Annotated in this window: 16 protein-coding genes and 1 other RNA gene; 7 read left to right on the forward strand and 10 right to left on the reverse strand. The window is 70.0% G+C overall.

What is annotated here, in order from left to right; genetic code table 11:
* Both PO768_RS20670 and PO768_RS20675 read right to left on the reverse strand, forming a co-directional pair.
* The coding region (locus PO768_RS20670) for a hypothetical protein (RefSeq protein ID WP_272647560.1) at positions 1–718 on the reverse strand (718 nt) is incomplete at its 3' end.
* Positions 719–1855 carry an HD-GYP domain-containing protein gene (locus PO768_RS20675; RefSeq protein ID WP_272647561.1) on the reverse strand — a complete coding sequence of 379 codons (1137 nt, stop codon included), beginning with the start codon at positions 1853–1855 and terminating at the stop codon, positions 719–721. It abuts the gene before it with no gap.
* Between the two features lie 160 nt (positions 1856–2015).
* Here PO768_RS20675 and PO768_RS20680 point away from each other — a divergent pair, with 160 nt between their 5' ends.
* Positions 2016–3191: a GGDEF domain-containing protein gene (locus PO768_RS20680; protein ID WP_272647562.1), complete on the forward strand. Its 1176-nt coding sequence runs from the start codon at positions 2016–2018 to the stop codon at positions 3189–3191.
* Here PO768_RS20680 and PO768_RS20685 read toward each other — a convergent pair.
* Together PO768_RS20685 and PO768_RS20690 are read right to left on the reverse strand one after the other, a co-directional pair.
* Positions 3131–3976, reverse strand: a complete 846-nt coding sequence (locus tag PO768_RS20685) for a PEP-CTERM sorting domain-containing protein (protein ID WP_272647563.1) — start codon at positions 3974–3976, stop codon at positions 3131–3133. The two genes, PO768_RS20680 and PO768_RS20685, sit on opposite strands and share 61 nt — an antisense overlap.
* Before the next feature lie 77 nt (positions 3977–4053).
* Positions 4054–5139 carry a hypothetical protein gene (locus PO768_RS20690; protein WP_272647564.1) on the reverse strand — a complete coding sequence of 362 codons (1086 nt, stop codon included), beginning with the start codon at positions 5137–5139 and terminating at the stop codon, positions 4054–4056.
* A 216-nt stretch (positions 5140–5355) separates the two neighbouring features.
* Here PO768_RS20690 and PO768_RS20695 point away from each other — a divergent pair, with 216 nt between their 5' ends.
* From PO768_RS20695 to PO768_RS20710, 4 genes are all read left to right on the forward strand, one after another.
* Positions 5356–5838 (forward strand): hypothetical protein, encoded by a 483-nt coding sequence (locus tag PO768_RS20695; RefSeq protein WP_272647565.1) that lies wholly within the window; start codon positions 5356–5358, stop codon positions 5836–5838.
* Positions 5835–7205 (forward strand): GAF domain-containing protein, encoded by a 1371-nt coding sequence (locus tag PO768_RS20700; RefSeq protein WP_272647566.1) that lies wholly within the window; start codon positions 5835–5837, stop codon positions 7203–7205. Before PO768_RS20695 ends, PO768_RS20700 begins: the two co-directional genes overlap by 4 nt.
* 118 nt (positions 7206–7323) lie before the next feature.
* Positions 7324–7968: a GNAT family N-acetyltransferase gene (locus PO768_RS20705; protein WP_272647567.1), complete on the forward strand. Its 645-nt coding sequence runs from the start codon at positions 7324–7326 to the stop codon at positions 7966–7968.
* Positions 7969–8092: 124 nt separating this feature from the next.
* Positions 8093–10408 carry a DUF6351 family protein gene (locus tag PO768_RS20710; RefSeq protein WP_272647568.1) on the forward strand — a complete coding sequence of 772 codons (2316 nt, stop codon included), beginning with the start codon at positions 8093–8095 and terminating at the stop codon, positions 10406–10408.
* Here the strand turns inward: PO768_RS20710 and PO768_RS20715 are convergent.
* Together PO768_RS20715 and PO768_RS20720 are read right to left on the reverse strand one after the other, a co-directional pair.
* Positions 10409–10497: non-coding RNA, sX9 sRNA (locus tag PO768_RS20715), on the reverse strand. It lies immediately after the preceding gene.
* A 62-nt stretch (positions 10498–10559) separates the two neighbouring features.
* A complete protein-coding gene (locus tag PO768_RS20720; protein ID WP_272647569.1) occupies positions 10560–11315 on the reverse strand; it encodes a TetR/AcrR family transcriptional regulator in 756 nt (251 codons plus the stop codon).
* Positions 11316–11375: 60 nt separating this feature from the next.
* On the opposite strand from PO768_RS20720, the gene PO768_RS20725 reads away from it, so the two are divergent.
* Both PO768_RS20725 and PO768_RS20730 read left to right on the forward strand, forming a co-directional pair.
* Positions 11376–11951 (forward strand): GNAT family N-acetyltransferase, encoded by a 576-nt coding sequence (locus PO768_RS20725; protein ID WP_272647570.1) that lies wholly within the window; start codon positions 11376–11378, stop codon positions 11949–11951.
* Entirely contained in the window at positions 11917–13548 is a 1632-nt protein-coding gene (locus tag PO768_RS20730) for an acyl-CoA dehydrogenase family protein (protein ID WP_272647571.1), read from the forward strand. Before PO768_RS20725 ends, PO768_RS20730 begins: the two co-directional genes overlap by 35 nt.
* Here PO768_RS20730 and PO768_RS20735 read toward each other — a convergent pair.
* The 4 genes from PO768_RS20735 to PO768_RS20750 all read right to left on the reverse strand — a co-directional run.
* Complete coding sequence (locus PO768_RS20735) at positions 13511–14365, reverse strand: alpha/beta hydrolase (RefSeq protein ID WP_272647572.1); 855 nt, start codon at positions 14363–14365, stop codon at positions 13511–13513. The genes PO768_RS20730 and PO768_RS20735 overlap by 38 nt on opposite strands.
* Before the next feature lie 15 nt (positions 14366–14380).
* Positions 14381–15319: a LysR family transcriptional regulator gene (locus PO768_RS20740; RefSeq protein ID WP_272647573.1), complete on the reverse strand. Its 939-nt coding sequence runs from the start codon at positions 15317–15319 to the stop codon at positions 14381–14383.
* A 9-nt stretch (positions 15320–15328) separates the two neighbouring features.
* Positions 15329–16015: a PEP-CTERM sorting domain-containing protein gene (locus PO768_RS20745; protein WP_272647574.1), complete on the reverse strand. Its 687-nt coding sequence runs from the start codon at positions 16013–16015 to the stop codon at positions 15329–15331.
* Positions 16016–16198: 183 nt separating this feature from the next.
* Positions 16199–17285: PQQ-dependent sugar dehydrogenase (locus PO768_RS20750; protein ID WP_442953271.1), on the reverse strand; the 1087-nt coding region annotated here is incomplete at its 5' end.

Raw genomic sequence — 17285 nt, forward strand, 5'->3', positions numbered from 1 at the left:
GCAACCGGCCGGCCGAGCCGGGCCGCTGGCGCAGCTCGCTGAGCGCCAGCGCCTCGTCGCCGACGCGCTGCCACAGCACCGACTCGCCGCTCTGGCTGGGCAGCGGCCAGGCCGCGAGCAGCGGGTAGAGCTGGTCCCAGGGGCTGATGCGCAGCACCACGGCGGCAGGCAGCGCCGCGCCGGCGCGTGCACGCAGCGGCACGACAATGTCCAGCCGCTCCGGCAGCGCGGCCGACTCGACCACGTAGATGTCGGTGCGCGCGATCTTGCCGCTGGCCAGCGCCTGCCGCACGGCGGCGTGCAGCTCGGGCGGCGGCCGGTCGGGCCCGGGCTTTTCACCCGCGACGATGCGGGCCTGCGCGTCGAGCAGCAGCACCCGGCGCATCTGCATGGCACCGGCAAAGCGCGTCAGCTCCTGCATCAGGCGCTGCTGCGCGCCAGTGTCGGCACGCTCGGTCCAGGCCTGGTACCACTCGCCCAGCTGGCCATGCTCGGCGACAAAGCTGGCGGCGCGCAGCTGCGTCTCGAGCCAGGCCCGCACCTGGCTGGCGCGCAGCTCGGCAATGGTGTCCAGCCGCGCCGCCTCCTGCGCGCGCTGCTGGCGCCGCGAGTAGTCAAGCGCCAGCAGGCCTAGCAGCAGCAGGCCCAGCACGGTCGCCAGCAGGGTCAGGTATTGCGCATGACGCGCCGGCACGGTCAGGGTCGGGACGCCTGGCATCTAGCGCTCGGCGACCGCAGCGGCCGAGGGTTCGTGCCCGGGATCGGCCAGGCGCCGTGCGATTGCGCAGAACTCGTCGAAGCTGGCGACAAAGGCATCGACCACATCCGGATCGAAATGGCTGCCGCGCTGCTCGACGATATAGGCCCTTGCCGCCTCGTAGCTCCAGGCTTTTTTGTAGACGCGCGGGCTGATCAGCGCGTCGAACACATCGGCCAGCGCCATCAGCCGCGCCGCCAGCGGGATCGCCTCGCCCACCAGACCCTGCGGGTAGCCGCCGCCGTCCCAGCGCTCGTGATGGCTGCGTGCGATGTCCTTGGCATAGTGCAGGAAGTCGACAGCACCGCCGCCCGGCCCGGCGTCGCGCTCGGCCAGCTCGATCGCCTCGGCACCGAGGGCGGCATGGGTCTTCATGATCAGCCATTCGTCGGCATCGAGCTTGCCGGGCTTGCAGAGAATACGGTCCGGGATGCCGACCTTGCCGATATCGTGCAAGGGTGCCGAGCGTGCCATCAGGTCCACCGTCTTGGCATCCAGGCGCCTCGCGAACCGCGCTTTGCCGATCAGCTGGGTGCCCAGCTGGCGCACATATTCGCGGGTGCGGCGCAGATGGTTGCCGGTCTCGTTGTCGCGGGTCTCGGCCAGGCGGGCCAGCGCATGGATGCCGATATCGCGCAGGCGCTGGTTCTCGGCCATGCGGCGCTCGATCTCGAGTTCCAGGTCATGGTTCTGGTCGGCCAGGCGTTCGCGCGCGCGGCTCAGCTCCACATGGGCGGCGACCCGGGCCAGCAGCACCGGCGGCCGTATCGGCTTGGTGATGTAGTCCACCGCGCCGTGCAGCAGGCCGCGCTCCTCGTCCTCGGTGGCCCCCATCGCGGTGACGAAGATCACCGGCACGCTGCGGCTGCGCGGCACGGCGCGCAGCCGCTCCAGCACCGCATAGCCGTCCAGGCCCGGCATCATCACATCCAGCAGGATCAGGCTGGGCAGCGGCTCCAGCCGCATCAGCTGCAGCGCCCGCTCGCCCGAGTTGGCCGCCCGCACCTGGTAGAGCGGCTGCAGCAGTTCACCCAGCACGGTCAAGTTCTCGGCGTTGTCGTCCACGATCAGGACGAGCGGCCGCTGGCTCATAGGCATTTTTTTGGCTCCCTGCACTGCCCGACGAGCGATGGTCGCATTTGCCGCGCATCAAGCCAAGCCCGGGCGCGCCAGATTGCGCACGGCACGCGACAGATTGGTGCGCGGCCCGAAATGCCACCACAATGCACGGGCCACAGGCCTGCTCATTCAGACCGCCATGCACTTCGATATCGCCACGCTTTTCAGTCTGCTCGTGATCCAGGCCCTGGCCCTGGCCCTGGTGCTGCCGGTGCTGATGGGCTGGCGCAAGGCCAGCCCCGGCGCCCGCCATGCCCAGGTCGGCATGGGCTTGCAGGGCGCCGGCTGGCTGGCCCTGCTGCTGGCCTCGGTGCTGTGGGACCGGGCGCTGGGCACGCTGGCGATGGGCCTGATCAGCGCCTCGTTGAGCGCCTTGTGGCTGGCGATGAACGACTGGCTGGGCCGGCGCCGCGGCCGGCGCCTGATGCTGGCGCTGCCGCCGGCGGTGGCCCTGCTCTATCTGCTGAGCTTCGACAGCTATGTCTGGCGGGTCGGCCTGTCCAATCTGGTCTTCGTGCTGCAGCTCTTGATGATCTGCGTCACGCTGGCCCAGCCGCCCAAGGCGCTGGAGCCCGAACTGGCGCGGCCGAGCCGGCGCTGGCGCGGCCTGCTGCTGGGCTGCCTGCTGCTGCTGGCGCTGCTGACCCTGTGGCGTGCCTGGCTGGCGGTGTTCGCGACCGCCAGCTACCCCGACTTCTACACCCCGCACCCGGTCAATGTGCTGGCCGCCGTGCTCAGCAATGTCGCGGTGACGCTGAGCCTGGCGGCCGTGCTGGTGGCCTGGCGCGGCGAGACCGAGGGCGCCTTTCTGCGCCTGGCCCAGACCGATGTGCTGACCGGCCTGAACAACCGCCGCGCCTTCAGCGCCCGCGCGGTCGACATGATCTCGATGGCGCGGCGCTACCAGGAGCCGCTGGCGCTGATGATGCTGGACATCGACTTCTTCAAGGCCGTCAACGACAGCCATGGCCACGAGGTCGGCGACAAGGCGTTGCAGCTGTTCGCCCGCTGCCTGCGCGAGCAGCAGCGGCTCGGCGATCTGGTCGGCCGGGTCGGCGGCGAGGAATTCGCGGTGCTGATGGCGCGCTGCGACGCCCAGGGCCCGCAGGCGCTGGACAAGCGCATGCGCGACGCGCTGGCCCTGATGGCGCCCAAGGAGCTTGGCTTCGCGCTCGACTTCAGCGCCGGCTGGGCCCGGCTGCGCCATGGCGACCGCAATATCGCCGACCTGATGCGCCGCGCCGACGCCGCACTCTACGAGGCCAAGCGCGCCGGGCGCGGGCGGCTGCTGGCCGAGCCGGGGCTGGAGGGCTGACAGGCGCGGCGGCGCAGCAGCAGACCCGCGAGCCCGCCGCTCATCAGCAGCCAGGCCGCCGGCTCAGGCACTGCTGTCATGAACTGTCCCGAGGCCGAGCTGTAGCTGACGCCCTCGGGCAGGGTCCAGTTGAAGTGCAGGGTGTTGCCGAAGTCGGCCACCGCGTCCCAGCCACCGCCCTCCCAGTTGCCGACCGCCAAGGCCGACACCGTCAGCTCGGCGTAGACAAAGAAGGTCGAGTTGCCCAGCGGCAGCACGAGGCCGTCGTCGATCACCGTGGTGCCGTTGCTCAGGCTGTGGGTCTCGGCGTAGCGGCCCACATCGCTCCAGAAACCACCGGGTTTGTTGCCGATGTACCAGCGCACGCTGGCCTGGCTGCCCTGCTCGCTCATGATGCCGTCGACGCTCAGCTCGATATCGGCTAGGCCGATGTTCTGCCCGTTGACGAAGCTGATGGTGTCCCAGTAGATCGCGGTCGCGGTGCCGCCGGTCTTTGTGTGGCAGCCGCGCGGCCCGCAGGACATGCGCGTGGCGGTGGCCGATGCATGCAGCTTGCCGTCGGCCAGCGAGGCCGCCGCCCAGTTCTGCGAGTAGCGGTTCGGCAGGCTGGCGACGCTGGCACTGAAATGCCCGCTGCCACCGCGCCAGCCGCCGGAGGAGGCGCCGACATAGGCGCCGAAGTTGCCGTTGAAGGGCGGGGCCGCCAGCTCCACAACGTCCACGGCCAGCGCCGGGAGTGCAGCGGTGAGGGCCAGCAGGCCGGCAATCAAGGTCTTGGTCTTCATATCAAGGTCTCATCAAAAAGTGGGGAAAATGGAAAGCTCATTCCAGTCCGGTGATCTGCCAGCAAGCGCGCCGGCTTTCAGTTGAGGAGCGCGGCCAGACTTGCGAAGTCGAGCGCGGCGACAGCGTCGCGCATCGGTGGGTGGTAGCCGGGGCTGCGTTCCAGCTGGGGGGCGCATACGGTGATCAGCTGGATGCGGCTGCGGTTCTTGCCGTCCCAGGGGAAGCTGGGGTCGAGCTTGACGATGCGCTTGGGCGGTCGCGCGGCTTCCGCCGCTGTCGGCAGGCGGTGCCGGCCAGTGCCGAGGTAATAGGGCTGCGCCAACTCGGCGGCGCTCATCGCCCCGCGCGTCGCACGCAACTGCTCGAGCTCATCGACCTGCCGTTGCCGCAGCGCGCGTAGCTGTCCGTGGTGGCTGGCCTCAGCTTGCTTGCGCTGCCGCGCCACCTTGAGCATCAGCTCGGCGGCCTGAGCGTTCTGCCCGCTGATGCGGGCCGCCTCGCGTTCGGCGGCGGCCAGGTCGAAGGGCTGCAATGTGCGCTCGTGGCTACGATCCCAATCAGCCAGCTTGCGCTGCTGGTCGCGCTCGAAGTAGGCCAGCATCTCGCCTACCGTCACTGGAATCCAGGGCAAGCGGCGCTCCTTGCTGATCACTGCGCACTCGCGATAGGTCGGCCAGCCCTGGAACGAGGGCGTGAGCTCGCCTTCCAGGTATGTGACGAGCTGCTCATCATGCTCCCAGCGGTTCATCGTCGCGGTGGGCGCATTGATGAAGACCGAGATGCCGGCGCGCGGCCCCAGGCGCTCGGCCTGCGGGATCACCTCACAAGGGCCGCGCCCCCAGGCCTTGGGTCCGAAGCCCTGGGCATGGATGACCGCCTCGTGCGGCATGCGTTGGGCGTCGATCGCGCCCAGCACCGCGCGCTTCAGGCGCAGCCGCACCTCAGGCAAGGCGAGCAGGCCAGGGTTGGGTCGGACCATCGCCTCGACGACATCCATCGCCGCATTCATTGGCTTGTAGGCGGGATGGTGGATCGGCCGGTCCTCGGCGCTGATCGGCTCGACGACGTTGGCCGCCCAGCAGTTCGGTTCGGCCCGCACGACACCGGCGAGCAGCAAGGTGGCGGCGAGCAGGCCGTTCATCAGGGTGGGACAGGGTCTCATTCGATCTCCAGCAGGCAAGGCTTCGCCCCGGCGGAGCCTGGGAGGCTCCGGTCGATGGCGAGTCCGGGGGTGAGGCCGGCGAATTGCCGGCATGGGCTCTACTGTGGGCGCCGCGCACGCCCGGCGCTGCTAGTTATCGCTTAAGCGCTTGTTAAGTGTTTGCTAAGCTGCCAACGGCCCTTGATCTAAGATCCGCTGCCTCACCGCCAAGCCGCCATGCACCGCCTTCCCGCCCACTGGATCGACCACTTCAGTCTGGGGCCGACGCTGCGCGTCGGCAGCGTCACGCCGCAAGGTCAGCCCGAGCTGGCGTTCGCCCACGCCGCCCGGGTCCTGGCCGATGGCCGTATCGAGCTGCTGGCGCTCAGCCAGCAAACTGCGGAACTGCTGGCCGCCATCAGCGCCAGCCGCCGCGTCGCTGTGTCCGCCGGCCTGCCGAGCAATTACCGCGTGCTGCATGTCAAAGGCGCCGATGCCGAGGTGCTGCCGCCGCGCGATGAGCACGGCCCGGTGTTCGCCGCCTACTTCGAAACCTGGCTGCAGCAGATCGAGGCCTTCGGCGCCGACCGCCGCCTGATCCACGCCACGCTCGGTGATCTGTCGCTGGACAAGCTCAGCTGCGTGCGCTTCACGCCGATGGGCGCCTGGGACCAGACCCCCGGCCCCGGTGCGGGCCAGGTCATCGACCTGCTGCCATGAGCACAAGCCCACAGACCGAGCGCCGAGCCCTCAAGCTGCGCGATGTGCGCCGCCTGCTCGAAGGCGTGATCCCGCCGGCGATGTGCTCGGTGGGCGCCGACGGCATGCCGCATGTCAACTATCTGTCGCATGCCGAGTACATCGACGACGAGCATGTCGCGCTGACCTACCAGTTCCTCAACCGTGCCCGCGCCAACATCCTGGCCACCGGCCGTGTCGCGCTGAGCGTCGAGGATCCGATCTCCGGTGTCTCGGTGCTGCTGCAGCTGCGCTATCTGCGCACCGATACCGAGGGCCCGGTGTACGAGCGCCTGCGCGCCAAGCTTGCCGGCATCGCCGCGCAGACCGGCATGGAGAAGGTTTTCCATCTGCGCGGCGCCGACCTCTACCGCGTCGAGTCGCTGCGCAAGCTTGATCCGGTGCGCCCGCTGCCCGGGATGGCGCCGCGCTGCGATCTCGCGGCGGGCGTGCGCCGCCTGAGCGAGCAGCTCGCGGAGGCTGCCGATCTGCGCAGCCTGCTGAACGCCTTCACCCAGGGTCTGCAGCAGGACCTCTGCATCAGCCACGCCATCCTCTGGCTGCTCGACGAACACGGCCAGGGCCTGTTCACGCTGGCCAGCATCGGCTACGAGCAGGCCGGCAGCGGCGCCGAACTGCCGCTGGCCGAGGCCGGCCTGGCGGGGGTCGCGCTGCGCGAGAACGTGCCCATCCGCATCGGCCACATGAGCCAGATGTACAGCTATGGCATGAGCTGGCGCGCCAAGGCCGAGCAGCTCGGCCTGCAGGCCGCCATGGCCGACACCATCCCGCTTCCGGGCCTGGCCGCACCGCGCAGCCAGCTCGCCGTGCCCTTGCGCGCGCGCGGCCGCAGTGTCGGCGCCTTGCTGGTGGAGAGCGAGAACGACCAGTTCTTCAGCTACGACGACGAGGACGCGCTGACCGCCATCGGCGCGCAGCTGGCGCAGGGCCTGGCCGCGCTGCACAAGGCCGAGCTGATCGATGCGCCGGCGCCGCCCACCGAGCGCACGCCGGCCAGTGGTGCGGCGCTGCGCATCCGCCACTACCCGCGCGACCACAGCGTCTTCGTCAACGACCAGTACCTGATCAAGGGCGTGGCGGGCGCCATCATCGCCAAGCTGGTGCGCGACCAGATCGCCAGCGGCCGCGCCGGCTTCAGCACCCGCGAACTGCGCCTGGCCGGCGACGATCTGCGTCTGCCCGAGGTGCAGGACAACCTCGGCGTGCGCCTGCTGCTGCTGGAGCGCCGGCTGGCCGAGCGCGACTTCGGCCTGCGCATCGAGCGCAGCGGACGCGGCCAGTACCGGCTGAGCGCCAGCGGACCGCTGGAATTCGTGGCCGCCGATTAGGGCGGCTCACGCCCGGTCGCTGCCGGCTGGCACGCCGCTTGCATAAGGGAATACCAGGCCCCGCCGCCTCCAGAAGAAGCGGTGGGTTCCCGGCCCGATCAGCAGTCCACCATCCGCCATGTTCCTCCGCCAAGCCAAGTCCGTCTCACCCGTCGCCCGCGACCTGGGTTTCCAGGCCGAGCTGTATGAGCTCAGCACGCAGCGCCAGACCCGCTACGAACCCAGCCTGCCGGCGGTGCGGCGCCTGACATCGCGCGATCTGCAATGGCTGCCGGCGCTGTGCGATCTGCTGACCGACAGCGTGCATCACGGCGCCTCGCTGGGCTTTCTGGCGCCGATGTCGCGCTATGCGGCGCTGGACTACTGGCACGGCGTGTTCGCCAAGCTGGGCCAGCACCACAGCCTGTGGATCGCCTGCGAGGGCCAGGCCGACCGGCCCGCCCAGCTGCAGGGCGCTGCCCAGCTGTCGCTGTGCCCGCAGGCCAATGCCCACCACCGCGGCGAGGTGCAGGGCCTGATGGTGCACAGCCAGTCGCGCGGCCGCGGCATCGCCAGCCAGCTGATGACCAGCGTCGAATGTGCCGCCTTGCAGCAAGGCCGCACGCTTTTGGTGCTCGACACCCCGGCCGCCAGCCAGGCCGAGGCCGTCTATGCCCACCTCGGCTGGCAGCGGGTCGGCGAGATCCCCGACTACGACAGCTGCGCCGAAGGCCGGCTGCACAGCACCGCGCGCTACTACAAGCGCCTGCAGATGCCGCGCTGAACCTAGGGGGACGACAGGACCGCCGCGACGGGTCTATCGTCGGGGCGGCCTCGTAGCCGCCTACCGGCTTCATGGCCGACGCAAAACCAACAAGGCCCGTCACGGGCCCAAGGAGACGCCAGCCATGAAACTCGGAACCCTCAGGGTCGCCGCTGCGATCCCTTTTGTCATGCTGCCCCTGTGCAGCCTCGCCCATGGTGATCATCACGGTGATCGCGGGGCGCGCACCGCGCTGGAGCTGCTGTCAGGCCCGGCCGAATGGGTCAGCGGCGGCGACGCCCGCATCGCGCTGCACGCCGCGCCGGGCCTGCGCGACAAGCTCGTGCTGTGGCTCAATGACAGCCGCATCCAGCCGGTCTGGCAGCAGCGCGGCGATCGGCTCGAAGCGGTCATCAGCGGCCTGGTCGAGGGCCGCAACCGCCTGCTCTTGCGCCACCGCAGCGGCGCGGTGCTGGACAGCCTGAGCCTGAACAACCACCCGATCACCGGCCCGCTGTTCTCAGGCCCGCAGCAGCAGCCCTTTGTCTGCACCAGCCAGCAGGGCGCGGTCGGCAAGCCGGCCCTGGTGGACGCGACCGTGCCGCCGGGCAACCCGGTCAAGGACGGCCTGGGCAATCTGCAGGGCTATAGCCGCGACTGCAGCATCGCGACCTTCGTCACCTATTGGTACCGCAGCACCGGCAATCAATGGAAGCCGCTGCCGACCGACGGCAGTCGGCCGGCCGACATCGCCAGCACCACGCTGGCCGACGGCCGCGTCGTGGACTTCGTCGTGCGCCAGGAGCGCGGCACGATCAACCGCTTTCTCTACAGCTTCGCGATGCTGGCGCCGCGCGGCGAGGACCCGGCCGCGCCGGACCTGGGCCTGTGGAACGGCCGGCTGCAATACTGGTTCCAGGGTGGCGTCGCGATCGGCCACAGCCAGGGCACGCTGCATGGCGGTGCGATGAATGCCGACATCCTGCGCAGCGGCACGGCCATCGTGCACTCCAGCGGCAACAACACCGGCACCCACTACAACCTGCAGCTCGCCGCCGAGACCGCGCTGATGACCAAGGAGCGCTTCATCGAGCGCTACGGCCGGCCGCTCTACACCTACGGGCTGGGCGGCTCGGGCGGCGCGATCCAGCAATACATCCTGCAGCAGAACCAGCCCGGCATCCTCGACGCGGCGCTGCCGGTGCAGAGCTATCCGGACATGGTGACCCAGACCATCCACGTCGGCGACTGCGAGCTGCTGGAGCACTATATGGACGCGACCGACCGCGCCAACCCGAAATGGCGGGTCGCGAAAAACCGCACATGGCTGGTCGGCTTCAACGCCGAGGAGTCGGTGGCCGACCCGCTGGCCGGCCTCAAGGCGGGCCTGGGCTACAGCACCGCGCTGGGCTCGACCGAGTGCGTGAAGTCCTGGCGCGGGCTGTCGCCGCTGACGATGAACCCGCATTACGGCCAGGTGCCGAACCAGCAGTTCTACGAGCCGCAGAGCGATATCGCGGCGATACGCTGGACCCATTACGACGATCTGCGCACGATCTACGGCGCCGATGCCAGCGGCGCGGCGCGGCCCACCTGGGACAATGTCGGCGTGCAGTACGGCTTGCGCGCGCTGAAGGAGGGCCAGATCACGCCGGCCGAGTTCCTCGATCTGAACCGCAAGATCGGCGGCTGGAAGCATCCCAGCGAGATGGTGCAGGAGGGCTTCCCCTTTCTGGGCGCTTTCGATCCGGCCAATTTCGACCCCTGGAGCCGGCGCAATATGAACCTCGCCCCGGCCCCGGACCAGCCGGCGCCGCGCACCCGCGGCGACCGCCGGGCCCAGCGCGCGGCCTACAGCTCGGGCATGGTGTTCGGCGGCCGGCTGGAGATCCCGACCATCGACCACCGCCAGTACCTGGAGCGCGAGTTGGACATGCACAACGCCCACCAGTCCTTCGCGGTGCGCCAGCGCATGCGCGAGGAGATGGGTCACAGCCGCCATCTGGTGATCTGGTTCACCGACACGATGCCCGGTCAGCCCAAGGCCAGCCAGACGCTGGAGGCGGTCGCGGTGATGGATGAGTGGATGGCCAATATCCGCGCCAATCCAAGAAAGAGCCTGGCCCAGAACCGGCCGGCGCGTGCGGTGGACAGCTGCTTCGATCTGCAGGGCCGGCTGATCTATGCCGGCGACGATGCCTGGAACGGCATTCTCGACCACAAGCCCGCCGGCCCCTGCACCCAGCGCTTCCCGCTCTACGGCACCTCGCGCACCATGGCCGGCGCACCGCTGGAGGGCGGCATCTACCAATGCGCGCTGAAGTCCGTCGAACGGGCGCTGCGCGACGGCACTTACTGGCCCTGGGTGCCGGATGCGGCGGCGGCCGCGGCGCTGAGGAGCACCTTCCCCGACGGCGTCTGCGACTACAGCCGGCCCGACCGGGCGCGGCCACGCTGGTAAGGCCGGCGCACAGTCTGAGAAATTTTCGTAGCGAGCCGTTGCCAGGCTAGGCGGACGGAGCGCAGGAACCGCAACGTACCTGGGTACGTGAGGATTCCGAGCACCGCCCAACGACGCATGGCGGCGGCGCAGTAGAAAAGTTCTCAGACTCTCAGGCGGTCGCCACCAGCTCGGCGACGGCCGTGATGCGGGCCTGCAGATCGCGCCAGGGCCAGGTCTTGCCCGAGCCGGGCACCAGCGCGATCTCCAGCAGGGCCGCGCCATGCAGCGCGGCCCAGACCGTCTGGGTACGCAGGTCCGCATCGCCGCCCGGCAGCCGGGCCAACAGATCGCGCAGCAGCGCATAGGCGTCGGGTTCGCCGTCGGCCTCGGCCGGCAGCGGGTCCAGGGTCAGCAGCCGGTAGTGGTGCGGATGGGCCACGGCCCAGCGCAGATAGGCGGCGGCCATGCGGCGCAGCGCGGCGCGCGCATCGCCGGGGCCGCTAAGCTGGCCCTCCAGCGCCGCCCGCAGGCCTTCGCGGCCCTCGGTCCCCAGCCGCGCCAGCAGCGCCGCCTTGTCGGCGAAGAAGCTGTAGAGCGTGGCATGGGAATAGCCGACCGCGGCCGCGACCTCGCGCAGGGTCACGGCCTCCTGGCCCCGCGCGACAAACAGCGCCCGCGCCGCGTCGACGATGCCCTGCTCCAGCGCCTCCTTGTGCGCGGCCCGGCGCAGGGCCGAGGCCGTCGCCTTCTTCAGCGGCCCCTCGGGCTTGGGCGTCTTGACGCGCTGGCGCGGCTGCGGCTTGGCCAGCGGTTTCTGCAGCGCGTCGGGCGCCGGCGACACCACCCCCGAGGCCCGGTGCATGCCCTTGGCACCGCTGGCGCGCGGCGGTGGGTTCAGATGCGGATTTGCAATTTTGCTAACCATTGGTTAGTATTTTGTCATTGGCTATTCAAACCGCAAGACTACACCAGGACAAGGCAAGCAATGAGCGAAGGACTGCATCTGCAAACCGTGGCGCGCGGCGACCCGAGCGCCCTGCCTGCGCTGACGGCGCTGCTGCTGGACGCCGTAGAGCGGGGCGCCTCGCTGGGCTTTCTGGCCACGCTGGACGAGACCGAGGCCGGCGCCTACTGGCAGGCGGTGCTGGCCAGGCTGGGCCCGACCCACAGGCTGTGGCTCTTGTCCCAGGGCGGGCAAGTGCTGGGCACGGCCCAGCTCGCGCTGTGCGAGAAGCCCAATGGCCGCCACCGCGCCGAAGTGCAGAAACTGATGGTGCACAGCAGCGCGCGCGGCCGTGGCCTGGCCACGGTGCTGATGCAGGCGCTGGAACGGGCCGCCCGGCTGGACGGCTGCAGCCTGCTGGTGCTGGACACCGAGGCCGGCTCCCATGCCGAGACCGTCTACCGCCATCTGGGCTGGCTCAAGGCCGGCGAGATCCCGCGCTATGCGGCCAGCCCCGATGGTCAGCTGGCCGCCACCGCGCTCTACTACAAGCTGCTGGACGATCAGCAGCAGGAGAGCCGCGATGTGGAGCACGCACGAGATCAGCAACCAGGTTGACGAGCTCAGCGACTACAACCCGCTGAGCAGCGACGCCGCGCTGCGCGAGGGGCTGGCGCGACATGGCGCCGCCTGGGCCCTGCCCCAGTTGCAGGGCTATGCCGACATCCTCGGCAGCGCCGACACCTTGGCCCTGGCCGAGCAGGCCAATCAGCAGGGTCCGACGCTGCGGACCCACGACCGGCGCGGCCGCCGCATCGACCAGGTGGACTTCCACCCCAGCTGGCATGCGCTGCTGGCCCTGTACCGCGGCCAGGGCCTGGTGTCCCTGCCCTATGACAGCGAGCGCGCCGGCCGCTGGGCGGCCTTCGCGGCCGGCTTTTATCTGCACGGCCAGATCGAGGCCGGCACGCTGTGCCCGGCGACGATGACGCAGGCGGCGATTCCGGTGCTGGCCAATGAGCCCGCACTCTATGCCCGGCTGGGCCCGGGCCTGCTGTCGCGCGCCCATGATCCGCGCGACCTGCCACTGGACCAGAAGAGCAGCTTGTGGATAGGCATGGGCATGACGGAGAAACAGGGCGGCTCCGATGTGCGCGCCAACACCACCCGGGCCACACCGGTCGGCGCCGGCGGGCGTGGCGCCGAGCATGCCTTGCGCGGCCACAAATGGTTCTACTCGGCGCCGATGAGCGATGCCCACCTGGTCGTGGCCCAGACCGAGGGCGGGCCGTCCTGCTTCTTCGTGCCGCGCTGGCGGCCGGACGGGACGCGCAATGCGGTGCAGATCCAGCGCCTGAAGCACAAGCTCGGCAACCGCAGCAATAGCAGCGCCGAGGTCGAGTTCCAGGACGCCCACGGCCTGCTGCTGGGCGAGCCCGGCCGCGGCATCCCGACCATCATCGAGATGGCCACGACGACGCGGCTCAGCTGCGTGATCGGCAGCGCCGCGATCCAGCGCCAGGCCCTGGTCCAGGCCCTGCACTACACACGCCGGCGCCGCGCTTTCGGCCGCGCGCTGGCAGAGCAGCCGCTGATGCAGAGCGTGCTGGTCGATCTGGCGCTGGAGAGTGAGGCCGCCTGTGCGCTGATGCTGCGCCTGGCCCAGGCCTTCGAGCAGCAGGAGCGCGGCTGGCAGCGGCTGATGACGCCGGCCGCCAAGTTCTGGGTCTGCAAGCGCACGGTCGAGCTCGCCGGCGAGGCCATCGAGGTCTTCGGTGGCAACGGCTATGTGGACGAAGGCCCGATGGCAAGGTTGTACCGCGAGGCGCCGGTCAACTCGATCTGGGAGGGCTCGGGCAATGTGATGTGCCTGGACCTGCTGCGCGCGATCGCGCGCGAGCCACAGTCGGCGTTCGAGCTGCTCGATGAGCTGCAGCAGATGGCCGGCGATGAGCCCCGGCTGGGGCAGGAGTTGCTGGCGCTGCGGGAACTGCTGCGGCGCGAACCCGCCGAGCTGGAAGGCCTGGGCCGCTGGCTGGCCCAGCGCCTGGTGCTGCTGGCCCAGGCGGCGCTGCTGCGCCAGCAGGGGCCGGCCTGGGTGGCCGAGGCTTTCATCGCGACACGGTGGGGTTGCAGCGGCCGGGCCTATGGTGCGCTGGACACGCGGGGCCTTCCGATCAAGGCCTTGCTGGAGCGGGCGCTGCCGCCAGACTGAGCGCCTCGCCCAGGCCCTGCCAGTAGGCATCGAAGGCCTGCAAATCGTTGTGGCCGGCCTCGTCCAGCAGCCACAGCCGGGCCGGCGGACTGTCGGCTGGTCGCGGCGCACGCTGCAGGGCCTGGCTGTGGGCCGGAGGGATCAGGGTGTCGCGCCCGCCGTGTATCAGCAGCAGCGGCCCGGCATAGTCGGCCAGCGCGGCCTCGGTATCCAGCGGATAGCGCAGCAGCCAGCGCGGCAGCAGCGGGTAGTGCTCGTCCATCAGGGCCGCCATATGGCGATAGGGCGAGATCAGCACCAGCTGCTCGGCCCCGACCTCGGCCGCCAGCCGGGCCGCCAGCGCCGTGCCCAGCGAGCGCCCGACGATGACGCGGGGCAAGCCTTGGTAGGCCGGCGCCAGCCGCTCCCAGACCGCCCGAACATCGGCATGCAGCTGAGCCTCGCTGCCGATGCGGCCGCTGCTGAGGCCGTAGCCGCGGTAGTCGGGCATCACGAGGTCAAAGCCGGCGCGGCGATAGAAGTCAGCCCTCGAAAACCAGCTCTGCAGATTGCCGGCATTGCCATGCAAATAAAAGACCAGGCCCTTGGGCGCGGCCTGACGCAGCTGCAGCACCGACAAGCGTGCGCCATCGGCCAGCTCGATCTCCAGCGCATGCACATCGGCCCCCATCTCGAAGCGATGGCCGGGCGGCAGCCGCTCCGGGAAGAACAGCAGGGCCTCCTGCTTCAGATACAGCAACGCCAGCAAGGCCAGCACCAGGGCCAGCGGCACGGCCGCGATCAACCCGCCAATCAGCCACCCCGAACGAATCGTCATCACGCAGTCTCCCGGCTAGGCCGGCGGCAGCCAGCGGTCCTGCTCGTGGCCGCCCAGGGTCTCGAGCAGAAAGTCGATGAAGACCCGGGTACGCATCGGCAGGTGTTGGCGCGAGGGATAGGCGGCGTAGAAGTCCAGCCGGGCTGCACTCCAGTCCGGCAACACCTGCCGCAGACGGCCGTCGCGCAAGGCCTCAGCGGCGACGAAGCTGGGAATGGCCGTGATCCCCTGGCCGGCCAGCGCCGCCGCATAGAGCAGCTCCAGTTGGTGCGTGACCAGGCGGGCGCTGGGCATGGGGATGGTGCAGAGCTCGGCCTCGCCCGGCCGGGGCCGCAGCCGCAGCAGGTCCAGCTCGCGCCACTGCACGGCCACGCTGTGCAGCAGCAAGGCATGGCCGGTCAGCGCCTCGGGGGTCTGCGGCAGGCCATGGCGGTCCAGATAGTCCGGGGCGGCACAGAAGATGAAGTAGGAGCTGGCCAGATGCCGGGCCACATAGTCGCCGGAGAGGTCGCCGGTCCAGGACGTAACGATGGTGACATCGCAGTCCGCCTCGGCGCTGCCGGCCGGTGCGTCGCCCGAAACCTCCAGCGTCAGGCCCGGATGGCGGGCCAGAAAGACCGGCAAGGCAGGCGCCAGCAGTCGCGCGGCAAACGATGGTGTGCAGCGCAGCCGCACGCAGCCCACCGCCGTGGTGCTGGCGGACTGCGCCATCGCATCGGCCTGGGCCAGCTCGTGGAGCACCAGGCGGGCCCGGTTCAGATAGCTCTCGCCGACCTCGGTCAGCGCCAGGCGTCGCGTGCTGCGGTTGAACAGCCGCGCGCCCAGATGTGCCTCCAGATCGGCCACCGCACGGGTGACCGCGACCGCGCTCAGGTCCAGCTCGCGCGCGGCGCCAACAAAGCTGCCCTGGCGGGCCGCCTGTTCAAAGATGCGCAGGGCTCGAAGCTGATCCATAAGTCCTTGTCAGCGCGCCCGGCTGCGGCGGGCTACGAAAACCATCACACCCAGACCGGCCAGCAGCAAGGCATAGCTCTTGGGCTCGGGCACCGGCGAGCTGATATCGCCGAGCTCGGCCGGCCGCAATGCGCGGTCGTAGACCGCAATGTAGTCGACCCGGCCGCGGCTGGCCTCGGTACTGCCGTCGTCGATGAAGAAACGTGCCTGCGTGCTGCGGCCGGCCCCGGCCTGGAACAGCGCATCGCCGGCCAGGTCCTGGAACCTGAACTGCAGCACCCCGTCCAGATAGGCCCGGACCTCCTTGCTGGCGTCGTCGCGGCTGAGCTGCAGGCGCTGCATCTGCTGAGCCTGCAGCGCGGTGGTGCCCATTAGCGAGGCGCCAGCCCGATAAAAGGTCAGCGCATCCTGGTAGGCATACAGGCCCCTGTCGCTGGCGCCGCTTTTGAAATCCAGCAGCCGGGCATAGCTGCTGGTCTGGTCCAGCGCAAAACGCATATCGATGGTGTAACTGGCCAGCGGCTGGGCCAGTTGCAGCGACAGGCCCTGGTTGACGCCGAAGTGGTAGTGGCCATCGGCGAAGCTGCCGCCGTGGGTGTTCAGCGTGGCGCCGCCCCGGCTGTCGCTCGGCCCATCGTTCAACTGGAACAGCTGCTGCGGGCGGTGGACGGAGGCCTGGGCAATACCGGTGGCCAAGATCAGGGCAGAGAAAAAGACAGGGAGGTGAATCATCGTAGCCATCCGGGCTTGGGGTGGAAGGCCGGCCAGTGCCGGCAGAGGCCCGCATTGTGATGACGCACGGTACCGTCGGAAAGTCTGCCGACGGCACCAAACTCTTTCATCCAGCGAAAGAGTCCCCCGTGTTTTTGGGGGCGAAGACTAGCGCGCCAGCCGCATCAGCTTGCCGCTGTCGGTCAGCAGCAGCAGCGCGCCGTCCGGCGCCTGGCGCACATCGCGGAAGCGCTCGCCCAGGCTGGCGAACATCGCCTCGCGCGCGGCCACCGTGTTGCCGCTGAGCTGCAGGCGCCACAGGGCCTGGCCGGCCAGCGCGCCGGAGAACAGCTGGCCGCGCCACTCGGGGAACATCGCGCCGGTGTAGAAGACCAGGCCGGCCGGCGCCACCGAGGTCGGCACCCAGTAAGTCAGCGGCTCGATAAAGGCCGGCGCATGGACGCCACCGCCGAGCCTGCAGCCCTCGCTGACCGGCGAGCCATAGTTGCAGCCATAGCTCTTGATGGGCCAGCCGTAATTGGCGCCGGCACGGGCGATATTGATCTCGTCGCCGCCCTGCGGACCGTGCTCGCTGAGCCAGAGCTCGCCGCTGCTCGGATGCAGGGCCGCGCCCTGCGGGTTGCGGTGGCCATAGCTCCAGATGCCGGGCCGCGCACCGGCGCCCAGCGCGGGATTGCCGGCCGGGATGCTGCCGTCGCGGTGGATGCGCACCACCTTGCCCAGGGTCTGTGCCAGGTCTTGCGCGGGGCTGCCGAGCTGGCGATCACCCAGCGTGACGAACAGGGTCTTGTCGTTGGAGAACACCAGACGCGAGCCGAAATGGCCACCCCCCGTGACCTTGGGCGCCTGGCGGAAGATCACCGCGACATCCTGCAAGGTGTTGCCCACCAGACGACCACGCGCCACGGCGGTGCCGCTGCGACCCGCTTCGGCGCCGCTGCCCGGCTCGGAATAGGACAGATAGACCCAGGGCGTGCTCGCGAAGTCCGGGTCGAGCGCGACATCGAGCAGGCCGCCCTGGCCGGCCGAGACGACCGCCGGCACGCCGGCAATCGTGGCCAGCGTGCTGCGGCCATCGGCGCTGAGCAGCAGCAGGCTGCCGGCCTTTTGCGTCACCAGCATGCGGCCATCGGGCAGCAGGGCCAGGCCCCAGGGCGCCGACAGGCCGCTGTGCAGGGTCGTCAGCTGCGGCGCCGCAGCGGGCGGCGGTGTCGCCGGCGGGGGGGGCGCGGCG

This window comes from Paucibacter sp. XJ19-41 (assembly GCF_028462495.1).
In the GTDB taxonomy this organism is placed as follows: Bacteria; Pseudomonadota; Gammaproteobacteria; order Burkholderiales; family Burkholderiaceae_C; genus Roseateles_E.

Excerpts from the sequence above, each read along its gene's own strand:
- PO768_RS20700 (WP_272647566.1), top strand. The coding sequence starts at position 5,835 with ATGAGCACAAGCCCACAGACCGAGCGCCGAGCCCTCAAGCTGCGCGAT.
- PO768_RS20735 (WP_272647572.1), bottom strand. The coding sequence starts at position 14,365 with ATGACGATTCGTTCGGGGTGGCTGATTGGCGGGTTGATCGCGGCCGTG.
- PO768_RS20685 (WP_272647563.1), bottom strand. The coding sequence starts at position 3,976 with ATGAAGACCAAGACCTTGATTGCCGGCCTGCTGGCCCTCACCGCTGCA.
- PO768_RS20725 (WP_272647570.1), top strand. The coding sequence starts at position 11,376 with ATGAGCGAAGGACTGCATCTGCAAACCGTGGCGCGCGGCGACCCGAGC.
- PO768_RS20695 (WP_272647565.1), top strand. The coding sequence starts at position 5,356 with ATGCACCGCCTTCCCGCCCACTGGATCGACCACTTCAGTCTGGGGCCG.
- PO768_RS20705 (WP_272647567.1), top strand. The coding sequence starts at position 7,324 with ATGTTCCTCCGCCAAGCCAAGTCCGTCTCACCCGTCGCCCGCGACCTG.
- PO768_RS20720 (WP_272647569.1), bottom strand. The coding sequence starts at position 11,315 with ATGGTTAGCAAAATTGCAAATCCGCATCTGAACCCACCGCCGCGCGCC.
- PO768_RS20730 (WP_272647571.1), top strand. The coding sequence starts at position 11,917 with ATGTGGAGCACGCACGAGATCAGCAACCAGGTTGACGAGCTCAGCGAC.
- PO768_RS20710 (WP_272647568.1), top strand. The coding sequence starts at position 8,093 with ATGAAACTCGGAACCCTCAGGGTCGCCGCTGCGATCCCTTTTGTCATG.
- PO768_RS20675 (WP_272647561.1), bottom strand. The coding sequence starts at position 1,855 with ATGCCTATGAGCCAGCGGCCGCTCGTCCTGATCGTGGACGACAACGCC.
- PO768_RS20740 (WP_272647573.1), bottom strand. The coding sequence starts at position 15,319 with ATGGATCAGCTTCGAGCCCTGCGCATCTTTGAACAGGCGGCCCGCCAG.
- PO768_RS20680 (WP_272647562.1), top strand. The coding sequence starts at position 2,016 with ATGCACTTCGATATCGCCACGCTTTTCAGTCTGCTCGTGATCCAGGCC.
- PO768_RS20690 (WP_272647564.1), bottom strand. The coding sequence starts at position 5,139 with ATGAGACCCTGTCCCACCCTGATGAACGGCCTGCTCGCCGCCACCTTG.